Genomic DNA, 24,450 nt, shown 5'->3' with positions numbered 1-24,450 from the left:
ATTCACTTGCTCCGCCGCGTTAGGCAACGGACTCTAATTCGGTAATGTCGGTATCATCAGCGAGAAATTTCACATAAGCAAGCTTGTCTTGAATCACAATAATTGTTTCAACAACGCCCGGTATGCTTTCTAGCTGGTTTTGATAGTCATCGGCATTTGCTTTTGTTAAGCCCTTCAAGGGAATAATGCGATGACTAAAATGCGTGGGTGCCGCCATTGGCAACATCATTAATAACCATAACAGGCATAATCCCATCGCGGTGAAAAATATCCAACTGATATCACCAAAGCTATAAATAACGCCGCCAAGTACACCCCCTAAAAATGCACCGATGAATTGTGCACTTGAGTACACGCCCATTGCTGTGCCTTTGTAATAAAGGGGGCTGAGCTTAGACATCATCGATGGTAGGCTGGCTTCTAAGATATTAAATGCTGTGAAAAATAACCATAAACATAACAGTAAAAGTGTTAACGAGCCTGGCTTTAAAGCCCACCCGAACTGTGCAATCGCTAATACCGCAATAGCGCCAATAAACACTATTTTCATTTGACGGTGTTTTTCAGCCACGATAATGAAAGGCACCATCGTGACAAAAGCGAGTAACAAAATAGGTAGGTAGGTTTTTGCCAGATCTTCTTTGGCAATGCCGGCAAAATCTTGCAGTGCGATAGGCAGAGCAAAAAAGCTTAATGTCAGTAGCAGATGTAACAGCAAGATACTGATGACCATGCGCATGATAGGGCGATTGGTCAGCACATCCATTAATTGTTTTTTGGCAGGCTTCATCTCTTTGTGAACTTTATGGCGATGTGGTGTCGGTACCCACCATTTCAAAACTGCCATTCCCACAACCGCTAATATCGCTGTTGCCCAGAAGATGCCATCTAAACCCAAACTGCTTTCAAGGGCTGCACCGCTAGCAAGTGCTAATGAAAACGAAAGACCAATACTGATACCAATCGCGGCCATCGCTTTGGTGCGATGTTGGTCTCGGGTTAAGTCTGCGGTCAGCGCCATAACCACGGCAGCAATCGCGCCACTACCTTGTAAAAGACGGCCTAAAATAACGGTGTAGATGGAGTCCGCCACGGCTGCCAGCACACTACCCAGCGCAAATAAAACCAAACCAATAAAAATGACGTTTTTGCGACCAATTCGGTCAGACATCATGCCAAATGGAATTTGCAGTGCCGCTTGCGTTAAACCATAAGCGCCGATTGCCAGCCCGATAAGTAAAGGTGTGCTGTGTGCATATTGTTGTGCGGAGAGGGAAAACACCGGAAGAATCATAAACAAACCCAGCATTCGCAAAGCGAAAATGATTGCTAGGCCTGAAATAGAGCGTTTTTCCGACGCGCTAAGTGCGGCCGATGCGGTTTGTTTTTGCGTCATGATAGCGGGACAGAGTATATTGATCCGTTTGATTTTACTACGGAACTTGCATGAAACAAATCAGCATTCGCGGCGCCCGTACCCATAACCTTAAGAATATAGATGTCGACCTGCCGCGTGACTCACTGATTGTGATTACTGGCCTTTCGGGGTCAGGCAAGTCATCGCTGGCTTTTGACACCCTATATGCCGAGGGGCAGCGCCGTTATGTAGAGTCATTATCGGCTTATGCGCGGCAGTTCTTGTCGATGATGGAAAAGCCAGATGTTGATCATATCGAAGGCTTATCGCCGGCGATTTCGATTGAACAAAAATCGACCTCACATAATCCACGCTCAACCGTCGGTACCATTACCGAGATTTACGATTATCTGCGGCTATTATTTGCTCGTGCGGGTGAGCCTCGTTGTCCGACCCATAGCCAACCACTAGCCGCGCAAACAGTCAGCCAAATGGTTGATGCGGTATTAGCGATGCCAGAAGGCAAGCGCTTAATGTTGTTGGCGCCGGTTGTGCAGGACCGTAAAGGTGAGCATCGAGATCTTTTAGGTGAGTTACGTGCCCAAGGTTTTGTTCGCGCCCGAGTGAATGGTGAAGTAATTGAATTAGATAGCCCGCCAGAACTGGAGTTACGTAAAAAACATACGATTGAAGCTGTCGTTGATCGTTTTAAAGTACGTGATGATATTCAGCAGCGTTTGGCCGAGTCTTTTGAGACAGCATTAAAGCTCGCTGATGGTGTCGCCAAAGTCGTTTCGATGGATGATCCTGAAGATGTTACGCTATTTTCTGCACGTTTCGCTTGTAGTGAGTGTGGGTATTCGATAGCAGAGCTCGAGCCTCGGATGTTTTCGTTTAATAACCCAGCAGGTGCTTGCCCAACTTGTGATGGCTTGGGTATGAAGCAATTTGTCGATCCTGCTCGCGTGGTGGCACATCCTGAATTAAGTATGGCAGCAGGTGCGATTCGTGGTTGGGACCGCCGCAATGCTTATTACTATCAAATGTTGCAGTCATTGGCAGCGCATTATCAGTTTGATTTAGAAACACCGTTTGATGAATTACCTGAAAAGGTTCGTGAAGTCATTCTGTACGGTAGTGGTCGTACCGAAATTGATTTCAGTTACTTTAGTGATCGTGGTCGCCAAGTAACACGCCATCATGTGTTTGAAGGTATCGTGCCTAATCTGCAACGCCGTTACCATGAAACAGAATCCGGTAGCGTCCGTGATGAGCTCGCGAAGTTTCATTCCGTTCGTGCCTGCCCTGATTGTCACGGTGCGAGATTGATGGAGGCTTCCAGAAATGTTTTTGTTCAAGACACCAACCTACCGGAAATCACCTCGTTACCAATAGGTGAAGCCAAACGATTTTTTGAGCAGCTGCAATTACCGGGTAAACGCGGTGAAATTGCGAGTAAAGTCATCAGTGAAATCGGTGCACGATTAAGCTTTTTGGTTAACGTAGGTTTGGATTACCTGAATTTAGCGCGTAGTGCCGATACCTTATCGGGTGGCGAGGCGCAGCGGATCAGACTGGCAAGTCAGATCGGCGCTGGTCTGGTGGGGGTTATGTACATTCTCGATGAACCTTCAATTGGTTTACATCAACGTGACAATGATCGTTTGTTGGCGACACTGACCCGTCTTCGGGATTTGGGGAATACCGTCATCGTGGTTGAGCATGATGAAGATGCGATTCGCAGTGCTGATTATGTTTTAGATATTGGTCCCGGTGCTGGTGTCCATGGTGGTGAAATTGTTGCCAAGGGTAGTCCTCAGGAAATCATGGAAAGTGAACACTCGCTGACCGGGCAATACCTTTCTGGACGTCGTGAAATTACCGTACCGAAACAACGCGAAAAAGCCCATGCCGGTAAAATCATTGGGCTGCGAGGTGCTTGTGGTAATAACCTGAAACATGTTGATGTTGATATTCCAATCGGTCTGATGACATGTGTGACTGGTGTTTCTGGTAGCGGTAAATCGACGCTGATTAATGAAACCTTATTGAAGTTAACGGCCAAAACCTTAAACGGCGCTTCTGAAGAACCCGCACCGCATACCGAAATTTTAGGTTTAGAACAGCTCGATAAAGTTGTCGCCATTAACCAAAGCCCGATTGGCCGTACGCCGCGTTCTAACCCGGCAACCTATACCGGATTGTTTACACCCATTCGTGAGTTATTTGCTGGTACGCCAGAGGCGCGTTCGCGTGGTTATGGTCCAGGTCGCTTTAGTTTTAATGTCAAAGGCGGTCGCTGCGAGGCATGTCAGGGTGATGGCCTGATTAAAGTCGAAATGCACTTTTTGCCAGACATTTACGTGCCTTGTGACGTCTGTAAAGGTGAACGTTATAACCGTGAGACGTTGGATATTCGCTACAAAGGTAAAACCATTACCGAAGTGCTGGATATGACCATTGAAGATGCCAATGTCTTCTTTGAAAACATTCCTGTGGTTGCCAAAAAACTGCAAACCCTAATCGATGTTGGTCTGACGTATATTAAGCTTGGGCAAAACGCGACAACTTTGTCGGGTGGTGAAGCGCAGCGGGTCAAATTGGCAAAAGAGCTCTCCAAGCGTGATACCGGCAAAACCTTATATATCCTCGATGAGCCAACAACCGGGCTACATTTCTTTGATATCGAGCAATTGTTAAAAGTCTTACATAGCTTGCGTGACCGCGGTAATACGATTGTGGTTATTGAACACAATCTTGATGTTGTGAAAACTGCAGACTGGATCATTGATATGGGGCCGGAAGGCGGCTCGGGTGGTGGCCAGGTCATTGCGGTTGGCACGCCGGAACAAGTAGCGCAAGATAAACAATCACACACTGGTCATTACCTGAAACCGTTATTGAAATGAGTCTCGAACAAGAAATTAAATTAGCAGTCAGTGGTGAGTCACTGGATCTGACCACGCTTGACTGGTTAGAAACCAAGGTGACGAGTCGTAAAACGCAGTCACTACGGACGGACTATTACGATACGCCAAACTTTAAGTTGCGAGATATGCGTATCGCTTTGCGTCTACGTAAAGTGGAAGGGCAATGGATCCAGACCGTCAAAAGTGCGGGACAAGTTAAAGATGGTTTGCACCAACGTGAAGAGTGGGATCAGCCGTTACTCAATGGTCAGTTTGATAAAGCGTTATTAAGACAAACACCGTTGGCGCCGATCGTTGATGATGCGGGACAATGGCAACAGCTTGAATGTATTTTCAGTACTGAGTTCACCAGGGAAACTTGGGATTTAGATATTGATGGCACCCATGTCGAATTGGCATATGATCAAGGTTTTGTGAAAACCGCTGATGATCAAACACCGATTCATGAAATTGAACTAGAGTTACGTCATGGTGAGCTAGACGTCTTGCAGCAGCTCTCAGATCAATTGAAACAACATTTGCCGCTTGATGATAATCCGGTCAATAAAGCACAGTTAGGTTACGACTTACTGGCCAAAAAATAACAATTTGATATCAGCGTGCTGATAAACCACGCTGACTTTCAAACTTCCAAGTGCGGATTATCGTCAGCATATCGTTATCTTTCAGCACGTCTTTGGGGATTTCCGCATAAGGCGCACCGAGACGGACGATTTTGATAGCGGCATCATCCAAGACTTTATGTCCTGATGAACGTGAAACGACGATACCATCCGGTGGTACGCTGCCATCTGGCCGAATATCCACTGACAACATCAAACTGCCGTTGATACCTTTTTCGCGCGCTTCTTGTGGGTAATTCATATTACCAATTCGCTCGACTTTCATTTCCCATGAGCGCATATAGGCTGCTGCGGCAAATTCTTTGGTGGCTGCGGAAATACGACGTTTTTTAGGTCTTTCACTTAGCGCTTTACTGGTACGCTCTAACTGTTCTTGTAACGAACTGATTTCATTGCGTGCCTGCGCCATCAATTCGCTGGCACTTGGTCGAGGCGGTGTTGGCTCGGCAATATCTTCTGCAGATTTTTGTGTTTCACTATCGGCTTCAACGCTTTCAACTTTGCGTTCGGCTTCTTTAGTGGTCACTTTTTGGGCGGCAACTTTTGGCGTTGGCTCAGGTTTCGCCTCAGGTGTGGGCGCTGGAGCAGGGGTTGGCTCAGGTGCAGGTTGTGTTACCTGTGGCATAACTTCTGGTGTTGGCGTAACAGGCTCAACTTCGGTCATTTGTACCTGTGGTGCAGAGGATGGGGAATCTTCCGCTAACGGCACGGGTAAATCTGGCGACGGGTCAGGTGTTGGCGTATCTAATTCACCACCACCCTCATTGTCAGCTTGAGCCAGAAAATCGGCTTCCTCTGGTGGCTTAACAGTTTGTTGTTTGACCAGCGTGATATCGAGATTATTTACTGGCGTATTGGTTGGCGACGAAAAAATATTAAAGCTAACGCCTAATACCAAAGCAACATGAATAATTACCGAGAAAAGCAGGGTAAATATCAAACGGTCGTTGCTGTCATTGCCCATAGGTCAATCCAAATTAGCGAATGTCACGTAAAACCGGTTCATCTTGATAGTTGATGAGTTTTACACGTTCTGCCATTGCTGGGCTCATTTCCAAAATGCCATCGGCTGTCATCAACATAACATGTTGTAACTGCATTTCAGCAGCGACATGAGGCCAGTCTGAACCGGCGACAAATAACGCTGTGGCTGCCGCATCTGCACGGGCTGCATTGGTATCAATCACTGTGACCGACATCGCTTTATTCGCTGGGTAGCCGGTGCGTGGATCTAGGATATGCGGATAACGCTCACCTTCATATTCAAAATAACGCTCATAGTCGCCAGAGCTAAATACACTCTCATTATCATGAACTTGCACTGAAGCTAACACACCATCTTGTCGTGGATGACGAATGCCAATATTCCATGGACGTTGTCCATGTTGACCAATAGCACGGAGATCTCCGCCGATATTAATGATGGCATTGTGGATGTCATTGGCCTGTAAAACATCGATTGCAGCATCGACAGCATAACCTTTAGCAAAACCGCCAAATCCTAGTTTGACCATATTGTTATTGCTGTATAACTGGCCATTCTCGATAACAATGTCATCCATTGTCGGTTGCGCTGCCAACCAGTTATCAATTTCTGTTTGTGCTGGCGGTGGGCGTGATTCAAACCAATCATCTTGTTCAAAGCCCCACAGGCTAAATAATTTGCCTGCTGCGGGATTAAATAAGTGAGCACTGTCATCCGCTAATTGGCGTGCCTGCTCGATGACTGTTGCGACATTGTCATCCACAGCAATGGTTTCACCGGCTGCAATGGCATCATTTATCTTGGTTAAGATGCTTGGCTGCCAGGCGTGCCAGAGGTCATTTACGCCGTTAAAGGTTTCTTCTAATTGACCAATTGTGAGTTCGAATTTTTCATCATCTTCACCATAAATACTGATGTCGATTTCGGTACCAAAAGCATAAATTTTGGTGGATTGTGCTGGTTGTTCACCACAGGCTGTTAGTAAGCCTAGGCTGAACAGCATTAAACCTGTCAAGCGCATAGTTGTTTCTCAATTGAAGCCATCAAATCGCCAGCGATATCGAGGTTATATAAACGATCAAGTTCCCGTATACAGGTCGGGCTGGTCACATTAATTTCGGTCAGATAATCACCAATCACGTCTAAGCCGACAAACATCAGACCTTTTTCACGTAATTTGTCAGCTACTTGCTGGCAAATCCAACGATCACGTTCTGTTAATTCACGCCCCTCAGCACGGCCTCCTGCAGCAAGGTTGCCACGGGTTTCACCATCAGCTGGAATTCTGGCTAATGCATAAGGTGCAGGCTCACCGTTAATCAGCAAAATACGTTTATCACCGTCTTTAATTGCTGGCAGATAACGTTGTGCCATGACGGACTTGGTGCCATGTTCAGTGAGTGTCTCAACGATCACTGAGAAATTAGGATCACCTTGCATGACACGAAATATTGAGGCGCCGCCCATGCCATCTAGTGGTTTGATAATGATATCGCCATGCTCAGCCTGAAATTCTTTAATTAAGGATTTCTGGCGGGTCACTAAGGTCGGCGGGCAGCACTGTGGAAACCAGGCTGTAAATAGTTTTTCGTTAGCATCACGCAGGCTTTGGGGGGCATTCACAATCAAGACACCCTTTGATTGCGCTTGCTCCAATAAATACGTGCTGTAAATATATTCCATATCAAACGGCGGATCTTTGCGCATCAAGATGGCATCAAGTGTTGTTAACGGTGCGATTTGGGCTTCGCCAAGTTGATACCAATCATTGGGATCATCTTTAACCGATACCGTCGCCATGGAAGCCAATACCTGACCATCGCGCAAAAATAAGTCAGACTGCTGCATATAAAAGATTTGCCAGCCACGCGCTTGCGCGGCTAATAACATGGCAAAACTGCTGTCTTTTTTGGTGTTGATGGCCTGAATTGGGTCCATCACGATACCGATACGTCGGGTCATGGGGTCCTGTTTCCTCAGAATTGCTGATGTCATTGTACCGGAATGCCGGCAGTAAAATGTTGTTGCTACCGAGCTTTAGAGTGATATGCAACTCTACAAGCAGCCCGCATTTTCGCTATAATCAAAACATTTTAAATTTCGATTGAAAAGAGACGACACATGACTGAGCCTGCGGTATCGACGGCCACGCCAAAAACCTTTCAGGAATTGATTTTACGGCTACAGCAATATTGGGCCGAACAAGGCTGCGTTTTATTGCAACCTTACGATATGGAAGTCGGCGCGGGTACCTTCCACCCGGCGACGTTTTTACGTGCGATTGGCCCTGAGCCATGGAGCGCTGCATATGTGCAGCCATCACGTCGTCCAACTGATGGCCGTTATGGTGAAAACCCTAACCGGTTACAGCATTACTACCAATTTCAGGTGGTCATCAAACCATCACCACTTGATATCCAAGATTTGTACTTGGGTTCATTACGTATGCTGGGCTTGGATACCTCTGTCCATGATATTCGTTTTGTCGAAGATAACTGGGAATCACCCACATTAGGCGCATGGGGCCTTGGTTGGGAAGTTTGGTTAAACGGGATGGAGGTGACGCAGTTTACTTACTTCCAACAAGTCGGTGGTCTCGAATGTAAGCCTGTTACCGGTGAAATCACCTATGGTTTAGAGCGTATCGCTATGTACCTGCAAGGTGTTGAAAGCGTTTATGACTTGGTGTGGGCTGATGGTCCGCTGGGCAAAGTGACCTATGGCGATGTCTTCCATCAAAATGAAGTCGAAATGTCGGCTTATAATTTCGAACATGCCAATACTGAGCACTTGTTCGCTTTATTTGATACCTGTGAAACCGAGAGTGAACGCATGATTGCTGCAGGTTTGCCTTTGCCAGCTTACGAAATGGTGCTCAAAGCATCACATACCTTTAACTTGCTCGATGCCCGAAAAGCGATTTCGGTCACTGAACGTCAGCGATTTATTTTACGTGTCAGAACCTTGGCCCGTGCTGTTGCCCAAGCGTATTACGACCGTCGTGAGTCTTTAGGCTTCCCGATGTTGTCAGCGCAGGAGGCAAAATAATGAGTCAGCAAGATTTTCTATTTGAGCTGGGTACCGAAGAATTACCACCAACTGCCTTAGGTAATTTAAGTAACGCCCTGCAAACTGCCGTTGAGCAAGGCTTAAAAACTGCGGAATTAAGTTTTAGCAGCACACAGGTGTATGCTGCGCCACGTCGTTTGGCGTTAGCTGTTTATGATTTGCAGACTCGCCAGGCTGACCGCGAAGTAGAAAGACGCGGTCCTGCAGTCAATGCCGCATTTGATGATGAGGGGAATCCAAGCAAAGCCTTGCAAGGTTTCGCACGCTCTTGTGGTGTCGACGTCGATGCGCTGGAAACCTTGGAAACAGATAAAGGTAAGTGGCTGGTCTATCGCCAACAACAAGACGGTCAAGCGGCTGCTGAATTATTACCTCAGATCATCCAGCAAGCATTAGATGCGCTGCCGATCGCGAAAAGAATGCGTTGGGGCAACTCAAATGCCGAGTTCGTCCGCCCCGTGCATTGGTTGGTAATGCTGCTTGGTGATGAGGTTGTTCCTGCGACGATTTTAGATACGGTTGCCGATCGTATTAGCTACGGCCATCGTTTCCATCATCCAAAACCAATTCGTATCAATAGCGCTCGTAGTTATGCGCCACAATTAGAAACTGAAGGTCATGTGCTGGCGGACTTTGCTGCTCGTCGTGAAGCCGTTCGTGGTCAAGTTACTGAGTTGGCGACAAGCCTAGGTGGTCAGGCGATTATTGATAGTGAATTGCTTGATGAAGTGACTGGCTTGGTGGAATGGCCAGTTGCCATTGCTGGTAGTTTTGACCAACGCTTCCTTGAGTTGCCACCACAGGCTTTGATTTCTTCAATGCAAGGCCATCAAAAGTATTTCCCAGTTGAAAGCAAACAAGGTGAATTACTAGCTAACTTTATTACGGTTAGTAACATTGAAAGTCGCGATGTTGACCAAGTCATTGCCGGTAACGAGCGTGTTATTCGTCCTCGTCTCAGTGATGCAGCATTTTTCTGGGATACCGATCGTAAGCAACCTTTATCTGCCCGTCAGGAGCAATTGAAAACCATCGTTTTCCAAAATAAATTGGGAACGGTTTTTGATAAATCTCAGCGTGTTGCAGCATTAGCGAGTGTGATTGCTGAACAAATTGGCGCTGATCCTAAATTGGCTCAACGTGCTGGTGAACTGGCGAAATGCGACTTGCTCACCGAAATGGTGGGTGAGTTTCCTGAGCTGCAAGGCATCATGGGCCGTAACTATGCAACGTTAGATGGCGAACCTGCCGAGGTTGCGAATGCGCTTGATGAGCAATACATGCCACGCTTTGCGGGTGATGACCTGCCTGCAGGTCAGATTGGTCAGGCACTGAGTTTGGCCGAAAAACTCGATACCTTGGTCGGTCTATTTGGTATCGGTCAGCCACCAACAGGTGCAAAAGATCCATTTGCATTGCGTCGTGCGGCATTGGGCGCACTGCGCATTATTATCGAAAAACAATTAGATTTAGATTTATCTGAACTATTACCGCGTGCAGTTGATAATTTTGCTGGCAAACTGAGCGAAGAAAATACCGCTGAGCAAGTGCAAAATTATATGTTTGAACGTCTGCGTGGTTACGTGCTGGATAGCGGGGCGACCACTGATACATTTGAAGCCGTTATGGCTGTTGCGCCAAGTCGACCACTAGACTTTATGCAGCGTTTGAAAGCGGTGAGTGGTTTCCGTGAGTTATCACAAGCCGAAGCATTAGCTGCTGCGAACAAGCGTATCGATAATATTCTGCGTAAGAATGGTGCTTACGATCAGCAATTAGATTTAAAAGCGGATTTGCTTAGTGATAGTGCTGAACAAGACTTAGCGAAATTGCTGGCTGAAGTGCAGACTGATGTTGCACCTCTAATGCAGGATGCAGATTACGCAGCGGTATTAAATCGTTTGGCGACAATGCGCGACAGCATCGATAAATTCTTTGATGACGTCATGGTTATGGCTGATGATCCTGCGGTTCGTGATAATCGTTTGGCATTACTAAACCAAACACGGGCATTGTTTATCGGCGTTGCCGATATTTCCTGCCTGCAACAATAAACGGAGGCTGTCATGTCGTTGATTATTCTGGACCGCGATGGGGTGATTAATCACGATTCTGATGACTTTATTAAATCACCAGCTGAGTGGGAGCCAATCGAAGGTAGCCTTGAAGCCATTGCACGCTTGAATTATTCAGGCTTTAGGGTGGTGGTGATTACTAACCAGTCGGGCGTGGCTCGGGGCTTGTTAGATGTTGAAATGCTCAACCGTATTCATAGCAAAATGCGCCGAATGTTATCTCAGGTTGGTGGTCGTATTGAGGCAATCATGTTTTGTCCACATGGGCCAGATGATGATTGCAGTTGTCGTAAACCGAAGCCGGGTTCGTTTAATGAGTTGGCGCATCGGTTACGTACCAGTGTTGAAAATGTTCCGGCTGTAGGTGATTCACTACGTGATATCGAAGCAGCAATAACGGCGGGCGCCAAGCCAATCTTGGTTCGCACTGGTAAAGGTCGAGCAACTGAAAAAGCGGGCATTCCTGCTGGCGTGGCTGTTTATGATGACCTGGCATCAGTCGTCGATGCACTATTGGAGCCTACTGCTTAATGATTTGGCTACGTTCGTCACTGTTCTTTTTTATTTACAGCATTAGTGCGATTATCTTTTCGCTGTTAGCCGTTTTAGTCTGGCCATTACCATTTAGAATCCGTTATGGTGTAGTGAGTCGCTGGGCGGTCTGGAATATTTGGACATTAAAAGTTATTTGCGGCACACGACTTGAGGTCGAAGGGCGTGAGTTAATTCCTGATGAGCCTTGTGTGATTCTCTGCAAACACCAATCCGCTTGGGAAACGTTGGCTTTACAAGCGGTTTTTCCACCTCAAGTATGGGTGTTAAAACGCGAACTTCTATGGATTCCATTTTTTGGTTGGGGCTTGGCATCCATGAAACCAATTGCCATTGATCGTAAAGCCGGACGCAAAGCGTTGGCCCAGGTTGTTGAGCAGGGCAAAGCAAGACTTGATTCCGGAGCTTGGGTTGTCGTTTTCCCTGAAGGCACGCGGATGCCTGTAGGAACGCAGGGACGTTTTGGTATTGGTGGGGCGCGTTTGGCAGTAGATGCGAGTGTACCAGTGGTACCGGTTGCGCATAATGCTGGACATTTTTGGCCAAAGCGTGGTTTTTTGAAAAAACCAGGTGTGATCAAAATGCAAATTGGCGCTAAGATACCTACGCAGGGTCAGTCAGCAGCCAGCATCAATCAACAAGTTGAGTCATGGATGTCCGAAGCAATGACGAGCCTTGAAGGCAGCCGTCCGGTTAAACCGGCACAACTTAGCGAAGGTGGTTAGCGTGGCAAGAGCTGAAGGTATATTGCGACTGGTGATCGTTGATGATTCATTGACGGATGCCGATGCTGTTGTGAACGTTTTACGAAGTGCTGGACATGCCGTACGTGCATCACGCGAAGACAATTTCCACTCACTTGAGCAATTACTCAGTAACCAGGCTCTGGATCTCCTTATCTGCCGAGATAACCTACCGAATTTAACACCACTCGAAATCATCAATTTAGAACAACGTTTGGGCAAAGATTTGCCGGTTATTGTGATCTGTGATGATCCCGAGGCAGAAAAAGAATGGTTCCGCAGCGGCGCTCAAGATGTGGTGCGTTCAGATGATACTGAGCGTCTCCAGTTTGCTGCTGAAAGAGAACTTTATAACCTCAACATTCGGCGTTTAGCGCGTCGTAATGAACGTGCTTTGCGTGAGAGTGAAAAACGTTCACAGGCATTACTAGAGAGTTCACGCGATGCTGTTGCTTACATGCATGAGGGCATGCATATCTATGTGAATCGTGCTTATTTGGCGCTGTTTGATTATGAAGAAGCCGAAGATATTGATGGCCTGCCGATTCTCGATCTGATTGCCGTTGAAGATCATCCTAAGTTTAAAGCGGTATTTCGTCAGTTCACCGAAACGACTGACGCGCCACCGCAAACTGTTACCGTACAGTGCCTAAAATCTAACGGTCAGGTGTTTGAGGCCAATATCGAGTTCTCACATGCCAATGTTGAGGGTGAAAATTGCACCCAAGTCGTTATTCGTGACAACAATAATTTTAATGCCAATGAGTCAAAACTGAAGCTATTACGTGACCATGATTTATTAACCGGCCTTTATACGCGCAGCCGATTTTCTGATGAGTTAGAAAAAGCCATCAATGCTGCAGGCGAAGGTAAAGGTGACGCTGAGCTATTGTTTATTGTCTTAGATGACTTCCAGTCAATCAAAGAAATGGTTGGCTTAGGTACCAGCGACATTGTCATTAAGAGTGTTGGTGATATTTTGCGTAAAACGCTGGCCGAAGGTGAAACTTTAGGCCGTTATGCTGACCAAGTTTTCGCCGTTATCGTGCCGAGCGCTAACGAGCATGAAGTAGATATTCGTGCCGAAGCCTATCGCAAAGCCATCGATGATTATGTGTCACAAACCAACGGCAAAATTATCGACTTGCATTGTAGTATTGGTATCAGCCGTATCAGTGAAAATGTGGCAACAGCCGCTGTCGCACTTGAAAATGCTGACCGCGCTTGTATTCGTGCTCAGAAAGCGGGCGGCAATCAAATTGCCCGTCATCAACCTGCTGAGCAAGATACCCAGACTAATTCACAACAGTGGCAAAAAATTCTTGAAGAAGCGATGGCCAATGATGACTTCTTTTTGCATTATCAGCCAATTGTTAGTCTGCACGGCCCTGAGCAAGAACTCTATGAAGTCTTACTGCGCTTAAAATTAGAGTCTGGTAAAACACTTAAAGCTGAAGAGTTTATTGACACTGCCGATCGGCTTAAAGTCATGGCAGATATTGATAAATGGGTTATTCGTAAGGCTTTAGCTATCCTCAGTGACCATCGGAAACAATGGCCAAAAACCCGTTTCTTTATCAAGTTGTCTGAACAAACGCTTTATGAGAAAGACTTCGTTGATTGGTTGTCAGCCAGTTTGCAGGCACAAAACCTGACTGGTAAAGAGCTTGTATTTGAAATCAGTGAAACGGCGGCATTAGGTAATCTTGAGCAAAGTCAAGAAACCTTCGGCAAGTTAAAAGCCATTGGCTGTGAGTTTGGGCTGGAACACTTTGGCAGTGGTATCGATTTCTCACACAGCTTAAATACACTTGATGTGGATTACCTGAAAATCAACGGTAACTTTGTTGAAAATATGGCGCATGATGTGGAGAACCAAGCAGCGGTCAAAGCCATTATTGATATGGCAAAACAAGCCGATAAACGCTGTATCGCTGAGTTTGTTTCTGATGCCAATAGTCTTGCCTTGTTATGGCGGCTAGGTGTTGATTATGCACAAGGCTTTTACATCCATGAGCCATCACCAGAACTAGATTATAACTTCGACGAAGAAGCATAAAAAAAACGGGGCGAAAGCCCCGTTTTTTGTTGTGATGTTTAGCGTTGTTGTAACGCTGCAATACGTGATTCTAATGGTGGGTGTGTCATTAACAAGGCACTTAGACCGCCACGACCGCCAGAAATACCCATAGCATGTAATTGATCTGGCAGTGGTTCACTGGACGTACCAGCCAAACGTTTTAATGCAGCCACCATCTTAGGTGCACCAACCAAACTAGCTGCACCGGCATCGGCGCGATATTCGCGTTGTCGGCTAAACCACATCACAATGATACTGGCTAAGAAACCAAGCACGAGTTCAGCGATGATTGAGGTGATCCAGAAAGCGGGACCATGACCGTTTTCCGTTTTAAACACTACACGGTCAACCATATGGCCAATGACACGAGACAAGACAATGACGAAGGTATTCACCACACCTTGAATAAGCGCCATGGTCACCATATCACCATTAGCAATGTGACTGACCTCGTGGGCAAGCACTGCCTCGACTTCATCTTGCGTCATTGATTGCATTAATCCCGTACTCACGGCGACCAATGCATTATTACGATTAGCGCCAGTTGCAAAAGCATTTGGCTCTGGGGCGTTATAAATCGCTACTTCAGGCATACCAATACCTGCTTGTTGCGCTTGACGCGCAACCGTTTCAACCAACCAACGTTCAGTGCTGTTGCGTGGGTCCGTGATAACTTGTGCGCCAGTGAGGCGTTTGGCAGTCCATTTAGAAATCATTAAAGAAATAAATGAGCCACCAAAACCAATGACTGCTGCCATAACAAGCAGTGAGTTCATATCTAACCCACCTTGCTCATTCAGCATGCCATCAATGCCGAGCAGACGCATGGTAAAGCTCAGGACAAGAAGTACCGCGATATTGGTACCGAGATACAACATAATTCGTGTCATTGATTAATCTCCAGTGTTAACTGACGCTTTATATGGCGCTATACAGCGTTGTTTTCAAGTTTATATTGTAATTGTGTTGCTAACGTATGACCGTAACTTAATCCGTCGTTAGTACCGCAATCTAATACCAAACTGCAAATAATATCGCCTTTACTAATTAGGCTTCCTGCTGGCGGTATATCGAAGACATAATCCGGCCAGATAAATTCCTCAGGTATGATAATATCGATGTCAGCGAACACGCCATACCAAACCTTGGCAGGTATCTTGTTATCTAAAATTGCTGGAAGCTTTCCTTGGCAAGCATTGATATGCCAATCTATTAACGGCCAGCTTGAAGGTAAACACTGCATCGAAGCACTTGGTCTTGGATTAAGTTCTAAGACCCAAAGCTTGCCTTCGTTATCGATAACAAAGTCCAGGGACTGAAAACCTTTGAGTGTCATGGATTGTGTTAATTGCTGGCAAATGCCATGTAATTCAGCATAAATAGTAGGCTCTAATGTACTACTTATCACTGCTTGCAAACGATAATCCTGCTCCTCGGCATTTCGACAAAATTGCCGGTTAAAGCTTAATAGTTTTATTTCATGACCATTGGCAATAAACAAAACTGAGGCAGGCTGTCCCTCAATAAATTCTTGGTAATAAGGCTCGGTTTGCGAAGCTTTACTCGGCAGCGTGATATGACTGCCGCCCCAATTAAAAGCAGACTTTTGTATTAAACCAGAGGTTTGTTCTGGCTGAGTAAAATAGGTTTGGGGAAAAAGAATCTGGTGTTGGTGTAATTGCCGAAACCAGTTTTTAGGTGGCAAGCATTGTATCAGTGTGTTGTAGCTATTATTTGCTAGCTGAATATTGTCAGGGAGATATTGCAGGTAGGGATATAAACGTTCAATTCCCGTACCGATGACAAGTATGGCTGGTTGGTTACCAGTTAATGCAGAAACAACGTATTGAAAGCTCGCTTTGTCGATTTTCTCAAAGCTTGGCAGTGTACGGTATTGTTCAGTAATGGCGAGCGTATCGACATCACCAAAATGATCGGCGACACAGACCCGATAATCGGATCTGTGTGCCAATTGGGCTAAATACCGCCCGCTCTGGGCGATAATTAGTATCAGTGATTTAGCTATTTGATTAGACCAGTTTACGGGCACCATCAAAGGCATTACGGAAATCCAGATAAACTGGTTTTTCGCTTTCTAATGTTTCTTTTAGCAGTGATTGTTGTAATTTGTATTTCACATTACCCACAGCCAAAGCACCAATCGCAACAGCATTTGGTGATGCCGTAGCCAGTTTTAATGGCGCACCGTTATCCATCAGTTCAACGCCTTCAATACCAAGCGGTGCAACAGCATTAACGTCACCTGCGACTTTTAGTTGTTTTGCATCAGCCAAGACAGAGGCATTCAATACTTGAATGCCTGCTTTTGCTGTACAGAACACAACATCCGCATCAGACAATAAACGGGCTTTATCTGCGTCAGATGCAGCGGTTGTCGCGCGTAACGTGACGCCGTAACGTTTTTTCGCTTCATCAGCAAATGCCAAGGCATTATCAATCGAGAAGTGATCAACAATAGTTGTATCCGCACCAGCCTGAGCTGCAATAACGGCAGTTGCCAAACCAACCGGGCCGGTACCACCAAAGACAACAGCGCGCGTACCTTTATAGTCTTTATCAAAGTGTTTTTTCAGCTCACGTTCAACGCATGCAACTAACGCTGCCGCCGTTGTGAATGCACCACTTGGATCGGCAAAAACTGACACTTCGAATGGTGGTGACATTGCTTTTTTTGAAGCTTCCAACATATCCATTGCCAAACCAATGTCACGACCACCGATAAACATGCTGGTCATTTTTACACCGCCAGGACCGCGTGAAAAAATGGCGTCTTGAACCAAGCCAGAAACTTCAGTCAGTTCAACATTGTTATAAGGGATCAGCACATCATAACCGGCATCGAGAGCCATGTTGATGTCAAACGGACTGTTGTGTTTCATTGGGTTGAGCATGTGGATAATAGAACGCTTAGCCATGATGACTCCTTAATTGAGATATTTGTGTTGGTGCAGCAAGTCTTTGAACTTTCGCACCGGTATCCGTTGCTGCAGCAATATGCATGGTGATGCCATCCAGTTCATTATGCTCAGCACAGTATGCCTGTAGTTTATTTTGTAATTGTTTCGCCGTGGACTCGCTATCCACAAAAACACAACCGGTTGGCCCCCATGAACTTTGGGCAATACCTTTATGGCCTGCCAATTGGGCTTGCTCGATGAGTGTTGCAACGCGCTTGCTGCTAAATAAGCCACCTTGAATTGGTGCAAAGTGTTCACCAATCAGTGATTGTATTTCGGTAACCGCACTACCGAACGCATCGATATTTTGTTCAACCAACGCCGGCAATAATTGCATCAAAGTCAGTTGGCAGATTGCTTGGCTATTTGCTTGTGGGAATTCAGGCAAGTCACGAAATGCGTTAACTTCTGCTTCACCGTGAACCCCTTGATGCTTGGGATCAAAAATTAGCAAGATCCGCCACTCAGCTGGGAATGGTGTGTTAAATAACATTGGCGGTAAACGGGTATCCGCAGCAAGACCACCGTCAACCACAAAACCACCGTGATCAAATGTCGTAATACCAATGCCTGAGCGTTTACCTCGACCCATGATTTCAGCAATATCAAGCGTTGAAAAAGGGAGGCCATAAAATTCAGTTAAAGCGCGACCAATCGTTAATGCCAGTTGCGTGCCCGAACCCAGTCCAGAATGTTCTGGAATAAGGCTTTTAATGGTTAAAGCCGGCTGAAAGTTGTTTTCAGAAATTAATGACTGACTATGCGTTAAAAAACGCTCAATGAGACAGTGAATTTTTTCAATCGTCCCGGTATCATCGACACCAACAATCGTTAGCTGTTCGGCAGGACTGACTTCTATCACCGTTTGGTGACTATTAATGGCAAGACCAATACTGCCAAAGCGCCGACCTAAGCTTGCCCCCAAGTCTAAGAAGCCTAAGTGCAAGCGAGCAGGCGTGCTGACCTCTACGAGACTTGGTTTAACTGATGACATATCAGGTGTTGGTGTCACTAACCGTTATCGATTTTGCAGGCAATATCGTAGACAGTGGTTTCATCGAGGAACACATCATTACTTTCGAATAATGATGCCACGGCGGCACGGTGAACTTTCATTTTGAAGTTGCCGATTGCAATTGCCCCGTAGAAACGAACACCAGACTTCTCAACACCATCATCCATCACTTCCATACCTTCAACACCTAGCGGTGGAACAGCATTTACGTCAGCGATGACTTCTAATGTAGTACTTTTTTTCCAGGTCTGTTCTTGCACCATGCAAACACCAGCTGGACCCGCCGCGACGGCAACATGTGCATCTGCGAGCAACTTATCAACCGCTTCATCACTGCGCGTTTCGCCTGGAATGACATCAACATCGTAAGCTTTTTTCATTTGCTCAGCGGTTGCTTTACTGCGTTGCATGCTACGAGACGTTAAGACGACTTCGCCGGCGCCTTCTTTAATCAAGTACAAGGCAGTACGTTGACCTACTGGGCCAGCGCCTAAAATCACGACTTTTTTGCCTTTGATGTCATAATTTTTCATGACTTTACGGGCAATGGCTGCAGCAGTCGTGTTTGAACCATTTGGGTCTAGCATCACCGAAACGCGAACTGGGCCAAAAAATGCTTTCTTAACAGCCTGGCCAACTAAGTCGCTTGCCGCAACGTTAGAGCCACCGATGAAAATCGCGCTGTTTTTCAGGTTCTTACCGCCGCGTGTAAAGATCATGCCGTGGACGTGAGCAGTAACGTTATCGCGGGTCGCACTGCCATGGGCGATAATGTTATCAACGCCTGAATCGTAAGCTACGGCTTGATCGAACGTACTCGCCACCGGGTCGGTGTCGAGGTGCAGCAGCAATTTTTTCATCGGGTTCTCCTGTCTTGCGCCGGGAAGTTGCATGATTGAACATTAAATTTTACCTTATCTTTCAGTGATCAGGAAAATTAACGCTGTTGTATTCATCAATACGTTCCGATTAAGGAACTTAATTCAATGGCGCAATTACTAAGTATCACCTTTAATAAAAGAACAGAAGGGAGAAATGAATGACTAAAACCAGTTTAACGATGCTTCTTGCCGGTATGGCTTTTTTGCCTGGTTTGGCAATGGCCGATGACCATGGCAAGCAAGATTTTTCAACGGTCACCAAAGTACATTATGTACAAGATTGTATGACGGCAAATGGTGATATGAACGTTTATGAAAGTGTGCATAAATGTTCATGTGTTGTTGATAAGCTTGATGCAGAATTTACTGAAACTGAATTTGATGACATCAGCACTGGCTATATGTACAAAAACTTGCCAGCTGATAAAGGCGCTCAGTTCCGTGATGACAAAGAGTTAAATAAAGTCACTGATCATTATGATGAAGTGATTAAATCTGCATATAAAGATTGCAAATTAAAATAACCTTTATTGCAAATAAAAAAGGCCGCTGATGCGGCCTTTTTTTTGGGGCAATCTAAAAACCTAAATTTCTTTTTCGGTTTCAAACTGCATTTCTTTACTATCCACAACTTTGGCTTTGAGCATACCGGGCTCAGTTGGCGTAAAGGTAAAGCGAATGCTTGGGTCTTCACTGAGTGAAATACCGGTATCAACGTTAAACAAGGTTTTATTGTTGTACTGAATATCAATATTTTTCACGTAGTGTGCATTGATATATTTACGATTTTTTTGGTCGTATTGCAGGCCGCTATAGTTAGGATGGCTAACAATCACTTGTGCTTGAACTGGCTCACCAAGAGTAGGGTGACGCATGCGAATTTGCATTTTGCCAAGTCTCGCCATCGCCGCTTCAGCATCTTTGCCGGCTGGTGCACTACAACCACCGGAGGCTTTCACAAATCTACTGACCATATGCAAAGAGCCGTCATTCATTTCAGCAATCACACGCATATCAGTGTATTGATCAACGCGTACACGAGTGCCAATTTCAACATCGGTGACATCTGGCGTTAAATGAAAATTTGCTGAATAGGGATCTGGATTATTATCAATAATCAGATGAATATCTTTGACGTATCGCTCAGCAGTTTGTGGCTGTAATAAACGAATTGTGATTGGCACAATCGCCGCATCTTCAGCACGCTTTGGTGCATCTAAGGCGATAAGATCATCAGCATTTTCTTGGATATCTTTTCCCTCAAAGTGAATTTCTTTGAGGATAGGCCACATGGCTTCATCAGGTGTCGCCGCATAAGCAAGTGGTTGGCTAAGTATCAGTCCCAGGCTGATACCAAACATGGCTATCAATCGACTAAACATATTCTCTCTCCTTATTATTATTCCCACTCCAATTCTACGAATGCAGCGGTTACATTTCGACGATGATATTCCTCGAAGAGTTCCCATTTCTCACGCTCTGACAAACCGACGGTTGTGGTTGCTTCTTCAAGAGTACCAAGGTCATTTATAACAGTTCTGATGCCTTCTCTAATCGTTTCTAAATAGTGCAGTAGCTTGTTCCAATCAGCGTCTTCATTTATTGCTGCGGGACCATGACCGGGTATGACAGCTTTGAAAGAAGCTTCTTGTAATGTTTTTAATGTGGCAATCCAACCGTTAATACTGCCATCTAATGCTGGCATACGCTCACGAAACAATAAGTCTCCAGTCCATAATGTTTGGCTAGTTTCGTCGAGGACGGTTAAATCATGATCCGTATGTGAAGTTGAGTAGGCGGTAAGCGTAATCGTTCTTCCACCCAAATCTAACGACATCGGCTGGTTGGGACTTACTAAAGTGTCAGGGCTGATAAATTCAGTACCGGTGTATGCATCACCGAGAATTTCTTCAAAATTACGACTGAAATAAGCTTCTCGACTGGCAATCGCCGCAGGCAGTTTTTCGTGGCCAACAAATTTGACGTTCTCACCCTTGAATGCTGCGTTACCTAATATATGGTCTGGGTGAACATGCGTATTAATGACATAACAAATGGGAACAGATGTTTTGTTTTGAATGGCTTGTTTGAGTAACTCCCCTTCACGATAACTGCCACCCGAGTCGATCACAGCGACACAAGATTCGCCAACTATAAAACCGACATTGGCGATCGCACCAATATTGGTCTTATTAGCTTCTTCATGAACACCCTGATGGTAATAAATACCGTCAGCAACCTGCTGTAATGGATAGTCAGTTTCCGATTGTGCACAGGCAGCGACACTAAAACTCAGCAGAAATATCGGTAACAAAGATTTCATCTAATAGGAATCCTCAGGTTTTTAAAGCCCTAACTGGTACAATAACGCACTTTTCCAGCAGACTACCAGTAGAGATATTGAGCATGACTATCCGTACCCGCTTTGCACCAAGTCCAACCGGTTATTTACATGTCGGTGGTGCCCGAACAGCGTTATTTTCATGGTTATATGCCCGTCGTCATGGCGGTACATTTGTATTGAGAATTGAAGATACTGATCTTGAGCGCTCAACCCAAGAGTCGGTAAACGCCATTCTTGAAGGCATGACTTGGCTGGGACTAGAGTACGATGAAGGCCCGTTTTATCAGACCAAGCGTTTTGATCGTTACAAAGAAATCATCGATCAATTGATGGCGCAAGGTGATGCTTACTACTGCTACTGTTCTAAAGATGAACTAGAAACGATGCGTGAAGAACAGCGGGCAAATAAACAAAAGCCTCGCTACGATGGTCGTTGTCGTCACCGCACGACACCTGTAGAAGGTGTGCAGCCAGTCATTCGCTTTAAAAACCCAACTGAAGGTGATGTGGTTGTTCATGATGCGATTCGTGGTGATGTCAGCTTTAGTAATGCAGAGTTGGATGATCTGATCATTGCTCGCCCCGATGGCACACCGACATACAATCTGACAGTGGTTGTTGATGATCTGGATATGGGAATGACTCATGTCATTCGTGGTGACGATCACCTTAATAATTCACCTCGTCAGATCAATATTTTTAAAGCTTTAGGTGCTGAACCACCACTATTTGCCCATGTACCGATGATTCTGGGGGATGATGGTGCGCGTTTGTCTAAACGTCACGGTGCGGTCAGTGTGATGAGCTATCGTGATGAAGGCTATCTTCCTGAAGCATTATTGAATTATCTGGTTCGACTGGGTTGGTCACATGGCGATCAGGAAGTTTTCTCTTTAGATGAAATGGTTCAGTTTTTTGACATCAGTGATGTTAATAGAGCAGCGTCAAGCTTTAATACGGAAAAACTCCTTTGGTTAAATCAGCATTATATTAAGAATAGTCCCGCTGAACATGTTGCTCATCACCTAAGTTGGCATTTAGGACAACTTGAGATTGATCCTGCAAATGGACCTGCAATTACTGATGTGATTGTCTTGTTACGTGAGCGTGCAAAGACGCTTAAAGAGCTCGCTGAAAGCTGCCAATATTTCTATAAAGATGTTCGTGAATATGATGAAAAAGCGGCTCGTAAACATTTAGCTGCAGATAGTTTGCCTATCCTTGAAGACATGTTGAAACGTCTGCAAAGCCTTGATAAATGGGAGGCTGAGGCGATTCATCATCAAGTCAAAGAGTGTGCTGAAGCGAACGATGTTGGTATGGGTAAAGTGGCCCAGCCAATTCGTGTGGCATTGACTGGTAATACCGTTTCACCCTCCTTGGATCTGACCTTGGAATTGGCCGGTCGTTTGCGCACTGAGTCGGCAATAGCCGCAGCGGCTTCATGGATCAAGGATCATGCCTGATTTTTAGTCTAATAAAAAAACCGATTAAAAATCAGTATGTTATCTTTTCGGGAAATTATTCCCGAAAAGATAATGGAAAAAGTCACTAAAAAGATCGGATAAAGTCTTGACGAACCTATGAGGTGGTATTAAGGTTCCTCTACGCATGAAGTTCATATGGGACTTTTCGTGTCGTGCATATTAAAAAGCAATAGAGGATAACTTTATGAAGCTGAAAACCTTATCAATTGCAATGATGGGTTTAGTAGCACCAGGTCTGGTTGCTGCGGATGAACTTGCAGAATTGCAAAAAAATGAAAACAACTGGGTAATGCCAGCTGGTGACTATGCCAACACTCGTTACAGCACTTTGACGCAAATCAACAAAGATAATGTCAAAGATCTGAACATGGCTTGGTCTTTCTCAACTGGTGTTTTACGTGGCCACGAAGGTAATGCTTTGGTCATGGACGGCACTATGTACGTTCATACTCCATTCCCTAACATCGTTTACGCGTTGGATTTAAACAACGACGGTGCTATCAAATGGAAATATGAGCCAAGCCAAAACTACGACGAAACTGTGCCAGTTATGTGCTGTGACACTGTTTACCGTGGTCTGAGCTACGGCGACGGCAAAATCTTCCTGAACCAAGCGGATACTACTCTGGTAGCTTTAGACGCTGAAACTGGTGAAGCGCTGTGGTCTGACAAACGTGATGATCCAAAAGTTGGTGCGACTAGCACAGCTGCTGCTCACGTATTCAAAGACAAAGTTATTGTTGGTGTTTCTGGTGGTGAGTTCGGCGTACGTGGTTACGTTATGGCTTACGACTTTGAAGGTAACGTTAAATACAAAGCTTACAGCACTGGTCCAGATGACGAAATGCTGTTTGACGGCGAAAAAACAACTTCTATGTTGAAACCAGTTGGCAAGGATTCTTCACTGAAATCTTGGCAAGGTGACCAATGGAAAATCGGTGGTGGTACAACTTGGGGTTGGTATTCTTACGATCCAGACCTGAACCTGTTCTACTATGGTTCTGGTAACCCATCTACTTGGAACCCAGTACAACGTCCAGGCGACAACAAATGGTCAATGTCTCTGTTCGGTCGTGATTTAGACACTGGTATGGCTAAATGGGTCTACCAAATGACACCATACGATGAGTGGGATTACGACGGTGTTAACGAAAACATTTTGGTTGATCAAAAAATCAACGGCAAAATGCGTAAAGCACTGGTCCACTTTGACCGTAACGGTTTCGGTTACACCATGGATCGTGAATCAGGTGAATTGCTGGTTGCAGAAAAATATGACCCAGCAGTTAACTGGTCAAACGGCGTAAACCTGAAAACTGGTCTGCATGACC

21 protein-coding genes are annotated in these 24,450 nt (G+C 45.5%); 10 read left to right on the top strand and 11 right to left on the bottom strand.

The genetic code is table 11. The features are described 5' to 3' along the window. Positions 1 to 19: 19 nt before the first annotated feature. Complete coding sequence (locus tag OMP94_RS04475; protein WP_266276529.1) at positions 20 to 1,396, bottom strand: MFS transporter; 1,377 nt, start codon at positions 1,394 to 1,396, stop codon at positions 20 to 22. 50 nt (positions 1,397 to 1,446) lie between these two features. Between OMP94_RS04475 and uvrA the strand changes: the two genes are divergently transcribed. Both uvrA and OMP94_RS04465 read left to right on the top strand, forming a co-directional pair. After that, a complete protein-coding gene (gene uvrA, locus OMP94_RS04470; protein WP_266276527.1) occupies positions 1,447 to 4,266 on the top strand; it encodes an excinuclease ABC subunit UvrA in 2,820 nt (939 codons plus the stop codon). Then, positions 4,263 to 4,871: an inorganic triphosphatase gene (locus OMP94_RS04465; protein WP_266276525.1), complete on the top strand. Its 609-nt coding sequence runs from the start codon at positions 4,263 to 4,265 to the stop codon at positions 4,869 to 4,871. Before uvrA ends, OMP94_RS04465 begins: the two co-directional genes overlap by 4 nt. 10 nt (positions 4,872 to 4,881) lie before the next feature. Here the strand turns inward: OMP94_RS04465 and OMP94_RS04460 are convergent, their stop codons facing one another. From OMP94_RS04460 to gshB, 3 genes are read right to left on the bottom strand one after another with little or no spacing between them, the layout of a single operon-like run. Next, entirely contained in the window at positions 4,882 to 5,874 is a 993-nt protein-coding gene (locus OMP94_RS04460; protein ID WP_266276520.1) for an energy transducer TonB, read from the bottom strand. Positions 5,875 to 5,887: 13 nt separating this feature from the next. Beyond that, positions 5,888 to 6,916: an FAD:protein FMN transferase gene (locus tag OMP94_RS04455; protein WP_266276517.1), complete on the bottom strand. Its 1,029-nt coding sequence runs from the start codon at positions 6,914 to 6,916 to the stop codon at positions 5,888 to 5,890. Continuing rightward, positions 6,907 to 7,857 carry a glutathione synthase gene (gene gshB, locus OMP94_RS04450; RefSeq protein WP_266276515.1) on the bottom strand — a complete coding sequence of 317 codons (951 nt, stop codon included), beginning with the start codon at positions 7,855 to 7,857 and terminating at the stop codon, positions 6,907 to 6,909. The genes OMP94_RS04455 and gshB overlap by 10 nt, the downstream gene beginning before the upstream one ends. Positions 7,858 to 8,016: 159 nt before the next feature. Between gshB and glyQ the strand changes: the two genes are divergently transcribed. The 5 genes from glyQ to OMP94_RS04425 are packed head-to-tail and all read left to right on the top strand — an operon-like array spanning position 8,017 to position 14,393. Continuing rightward, complete coding sequence (glyQ, locus tag OMP94_RS04445) at positions 8,017 to 8,943, top strand: glycine--tRNA ligase subunit alpha (protein ID WP_266276513.1); 927 nt, start codon at positions 8,017 to 8,019, stop codon at positions 8,941 to 8,943. Beyond that, on the top strand, positions 8,943 to 11,018 hold the full coding sequence (gene glyS / locus OMP94_RS04440; protein ID WP_266276508.1) for a glycine--tRNA ligase subunit beta: 2,076 nt from the start codon (positions 8,943 to 8,945) through the stop codon (positions 11,016 to 11,018). The genes glyQ and glyS overlap by 1 nt, the downstream gene beginning before the upstream one ends. Before the next feature lie 12 nt (positions 11,019 to 11,030). Next, entirely contained in the window at positions 11,031 to 11,570 is a 540-nt protein-coding gene (gene gmhB, locus OMP94_RS04435) for a D-glycero-beta-D-manno-heptose 1,7-bisphosphate 7-phosphatase (RefSeq protein WP_266276506.1), read from the top strand. Then, positions 11,570 to 12,316 (top strand): lysophospholipid acyltransferase family protein, encoded by a 747-nt coding sequence (locus tag OMP94_RS04430; protein ID WP_266276504.1) that lies wholly within the window; start codon positions 11,570 to 11,572, stop codon positions 12,314 to 12,316. Before gmhB ends, OMP94_RS04430 begins: the two co-directional genes overlap by 1 nt. Before the next feature lies 1 nt (position 12,317). Then, a complete protein-coding gene (locus OMP94_RS04425; protein WP_266276500.1) occupies positions 12,318 to 14,393 on the top strand; it encodes an EAL domain-containing protein in 2,076 nt (691 codons plus the stop codon). 38 nt (positions 14,394 to 14,431) lie between these two features. Here the strand turns inward: OMP94_RS04425 and htpX are convergent, their stop codons facing one another. The 5 genes from htpX to OMP94_RS04400 are packed head-to-tail and all read right to left on the bottom strand — an operon-like array spanning position 14,432 to position 19,267. Beyond that, a complete protein-coding gene (gene htpX, locus OMP94_RS04420) occupies positions 14,432 to 15,304 on the bottom strand; it encodes a protease HtpX (RefSeq protein WP_266276498.1) in 873 nt (290 codons plus the stop codon). A gap of 38 nt (positions 15,305 to 15,342) precedes the next feature. Then, positions 15,343 to 16,386: an ATP-grasp domain-containing protein gene (locus tag OMP94_RS04415; RefSeq protein WP_266276496.1), complete on the bottom strand. Its 1,044-nt coding sequence runs from the start codon at positions 16,384 to 16,386 to the stop codon at positions 15,343 to 15,345. A gap of 58 nt (positions 16,387 to 16,444) precedes the next feature. Beyond that, a complete protein-coding gene (locus OMP94_RS04410) occupies positions 16,445 to 17,350 on the bottom strand; it encodes an NAD(P)-dependent methylenetetrahydromethanopterin dehydrogenase (RefSeq protein ID WP_266276494.1) in 906 nt (301 codons plus the stop codon). Next, entirely contained in the window at positions 17,343 to 18,386 is a 1,044-nt protein-coding gene (locus OMP94_RS04405) for a beta-ribofuranosylaminobenzene 5'-phosphate synthase family protein (protein ID WP_266276492.1), read from the bottom strand. The genes OMP94_RS04410 and OMP94_RS04405 overlap by 8 nt, the downstream gene beginning before the upstream one ends. Positions 18,387 to 18,403: 17 nt before the next feature. After that, a complete protein-coding gene (locus tag OMP94_RS04400; RefSeq protein WP_266276490.1) occupies positions 18,404 to 19,267 on the bottom strand; it encodes an NAD(P)-dependent methylenetetrahydromethanopterin dehydrogenase in 864 nt (287 codons plus the stop codon). A 179-nt stretch (positions 19,268 to 19,446) separates the two neighbouring features. Here OMP94_RS04400 and OMP94_RS04395 point away from each other — a divergent pair, with 179 nt between their 5' ends. Continuing rightward, positions 19,447 to 19,812: a hypothetical protein gene (locus OMP94_RS04395; protein WP_266276488.1), complete on the top strand. Its 366-nt coding sequence runs from the start codon at positions 19,447 to 19,449 to the stop codon at positions 19,810 to 19,812. Positions 19,813 to 19,872: 60 nt separating this feature from the next. Here OMP94_RS04395 and OMP94_RS04390 read toward each other — a convergent pair whose 3' ends face one another. Further along, positions 19,873 to 20,670: a quinoprotein dehydrogenase-associated SoxYZ-like carrier gene (locus OMP94_RS04390; RefSeq protein ID WP_266276486.1), complete on the bottom strand. Its 798-nt coding sequence runs from the start codon at positions 20,668 to 20,670 to the stop codon at positions 19,873 to 19,875. A gap of 17 nt (positions 20,671 to 20,687) precedes the next feature. After that, positions 20,688 to 21,611, bottom strand: a complete 924-nt coding sequence (locus OMP94_RS04385) for a quinoprotein relay system zinc metallohydrolase 2 (RefSeq protein WP_266276484.1) — start codon at positions 21,609 to 21,611, stop codon at positions 20,688 to 20,690. Between the two features lie 83 nt (positions 21,612 to 21,694). Between OMP94_RS04385 and gltX the strand changes: the two genes are divergently transcribed. Both gltX and OMP94_RS04375 read left to right on the top strand, forming a co-directional pair. After that, on the top strand, positions 21,695 to 23,098 hold the full coding sequence (gltX, locus tag OMP94_RS04380) for a glutamate--tRNA ligase (RefSeq protein WP_266276482.1): 1,404 nt from the start codon (positions 21,695 to 21,697) through the stop codon (positions 23,096 to 23,098). Between the two features lie 205 nt (positions 23,099 to 23,303). Then, the coding region (locus OMP94_RS04375; RefSeq protein WP_266276480.1) for a PQQ-dependent dehydrogenase, methanol/ethanol family at positions 23,304 to 24,450 on the top strand (1,147 nt) is incomplete at its 3' end.

Source organism: Methylophaga sp. OBS3, assembly GCF_026319325.1.
In the GTDB taxonomy this organism is placed as follows: Bacteria; Pseudomonadota; Gammaproteobacteria; order Nitrosococcales; family Methylophagaceae; genus Methylophaga.
This window is presented reverse-complemented; position numbering and strand designations above follow the sequence as displayed.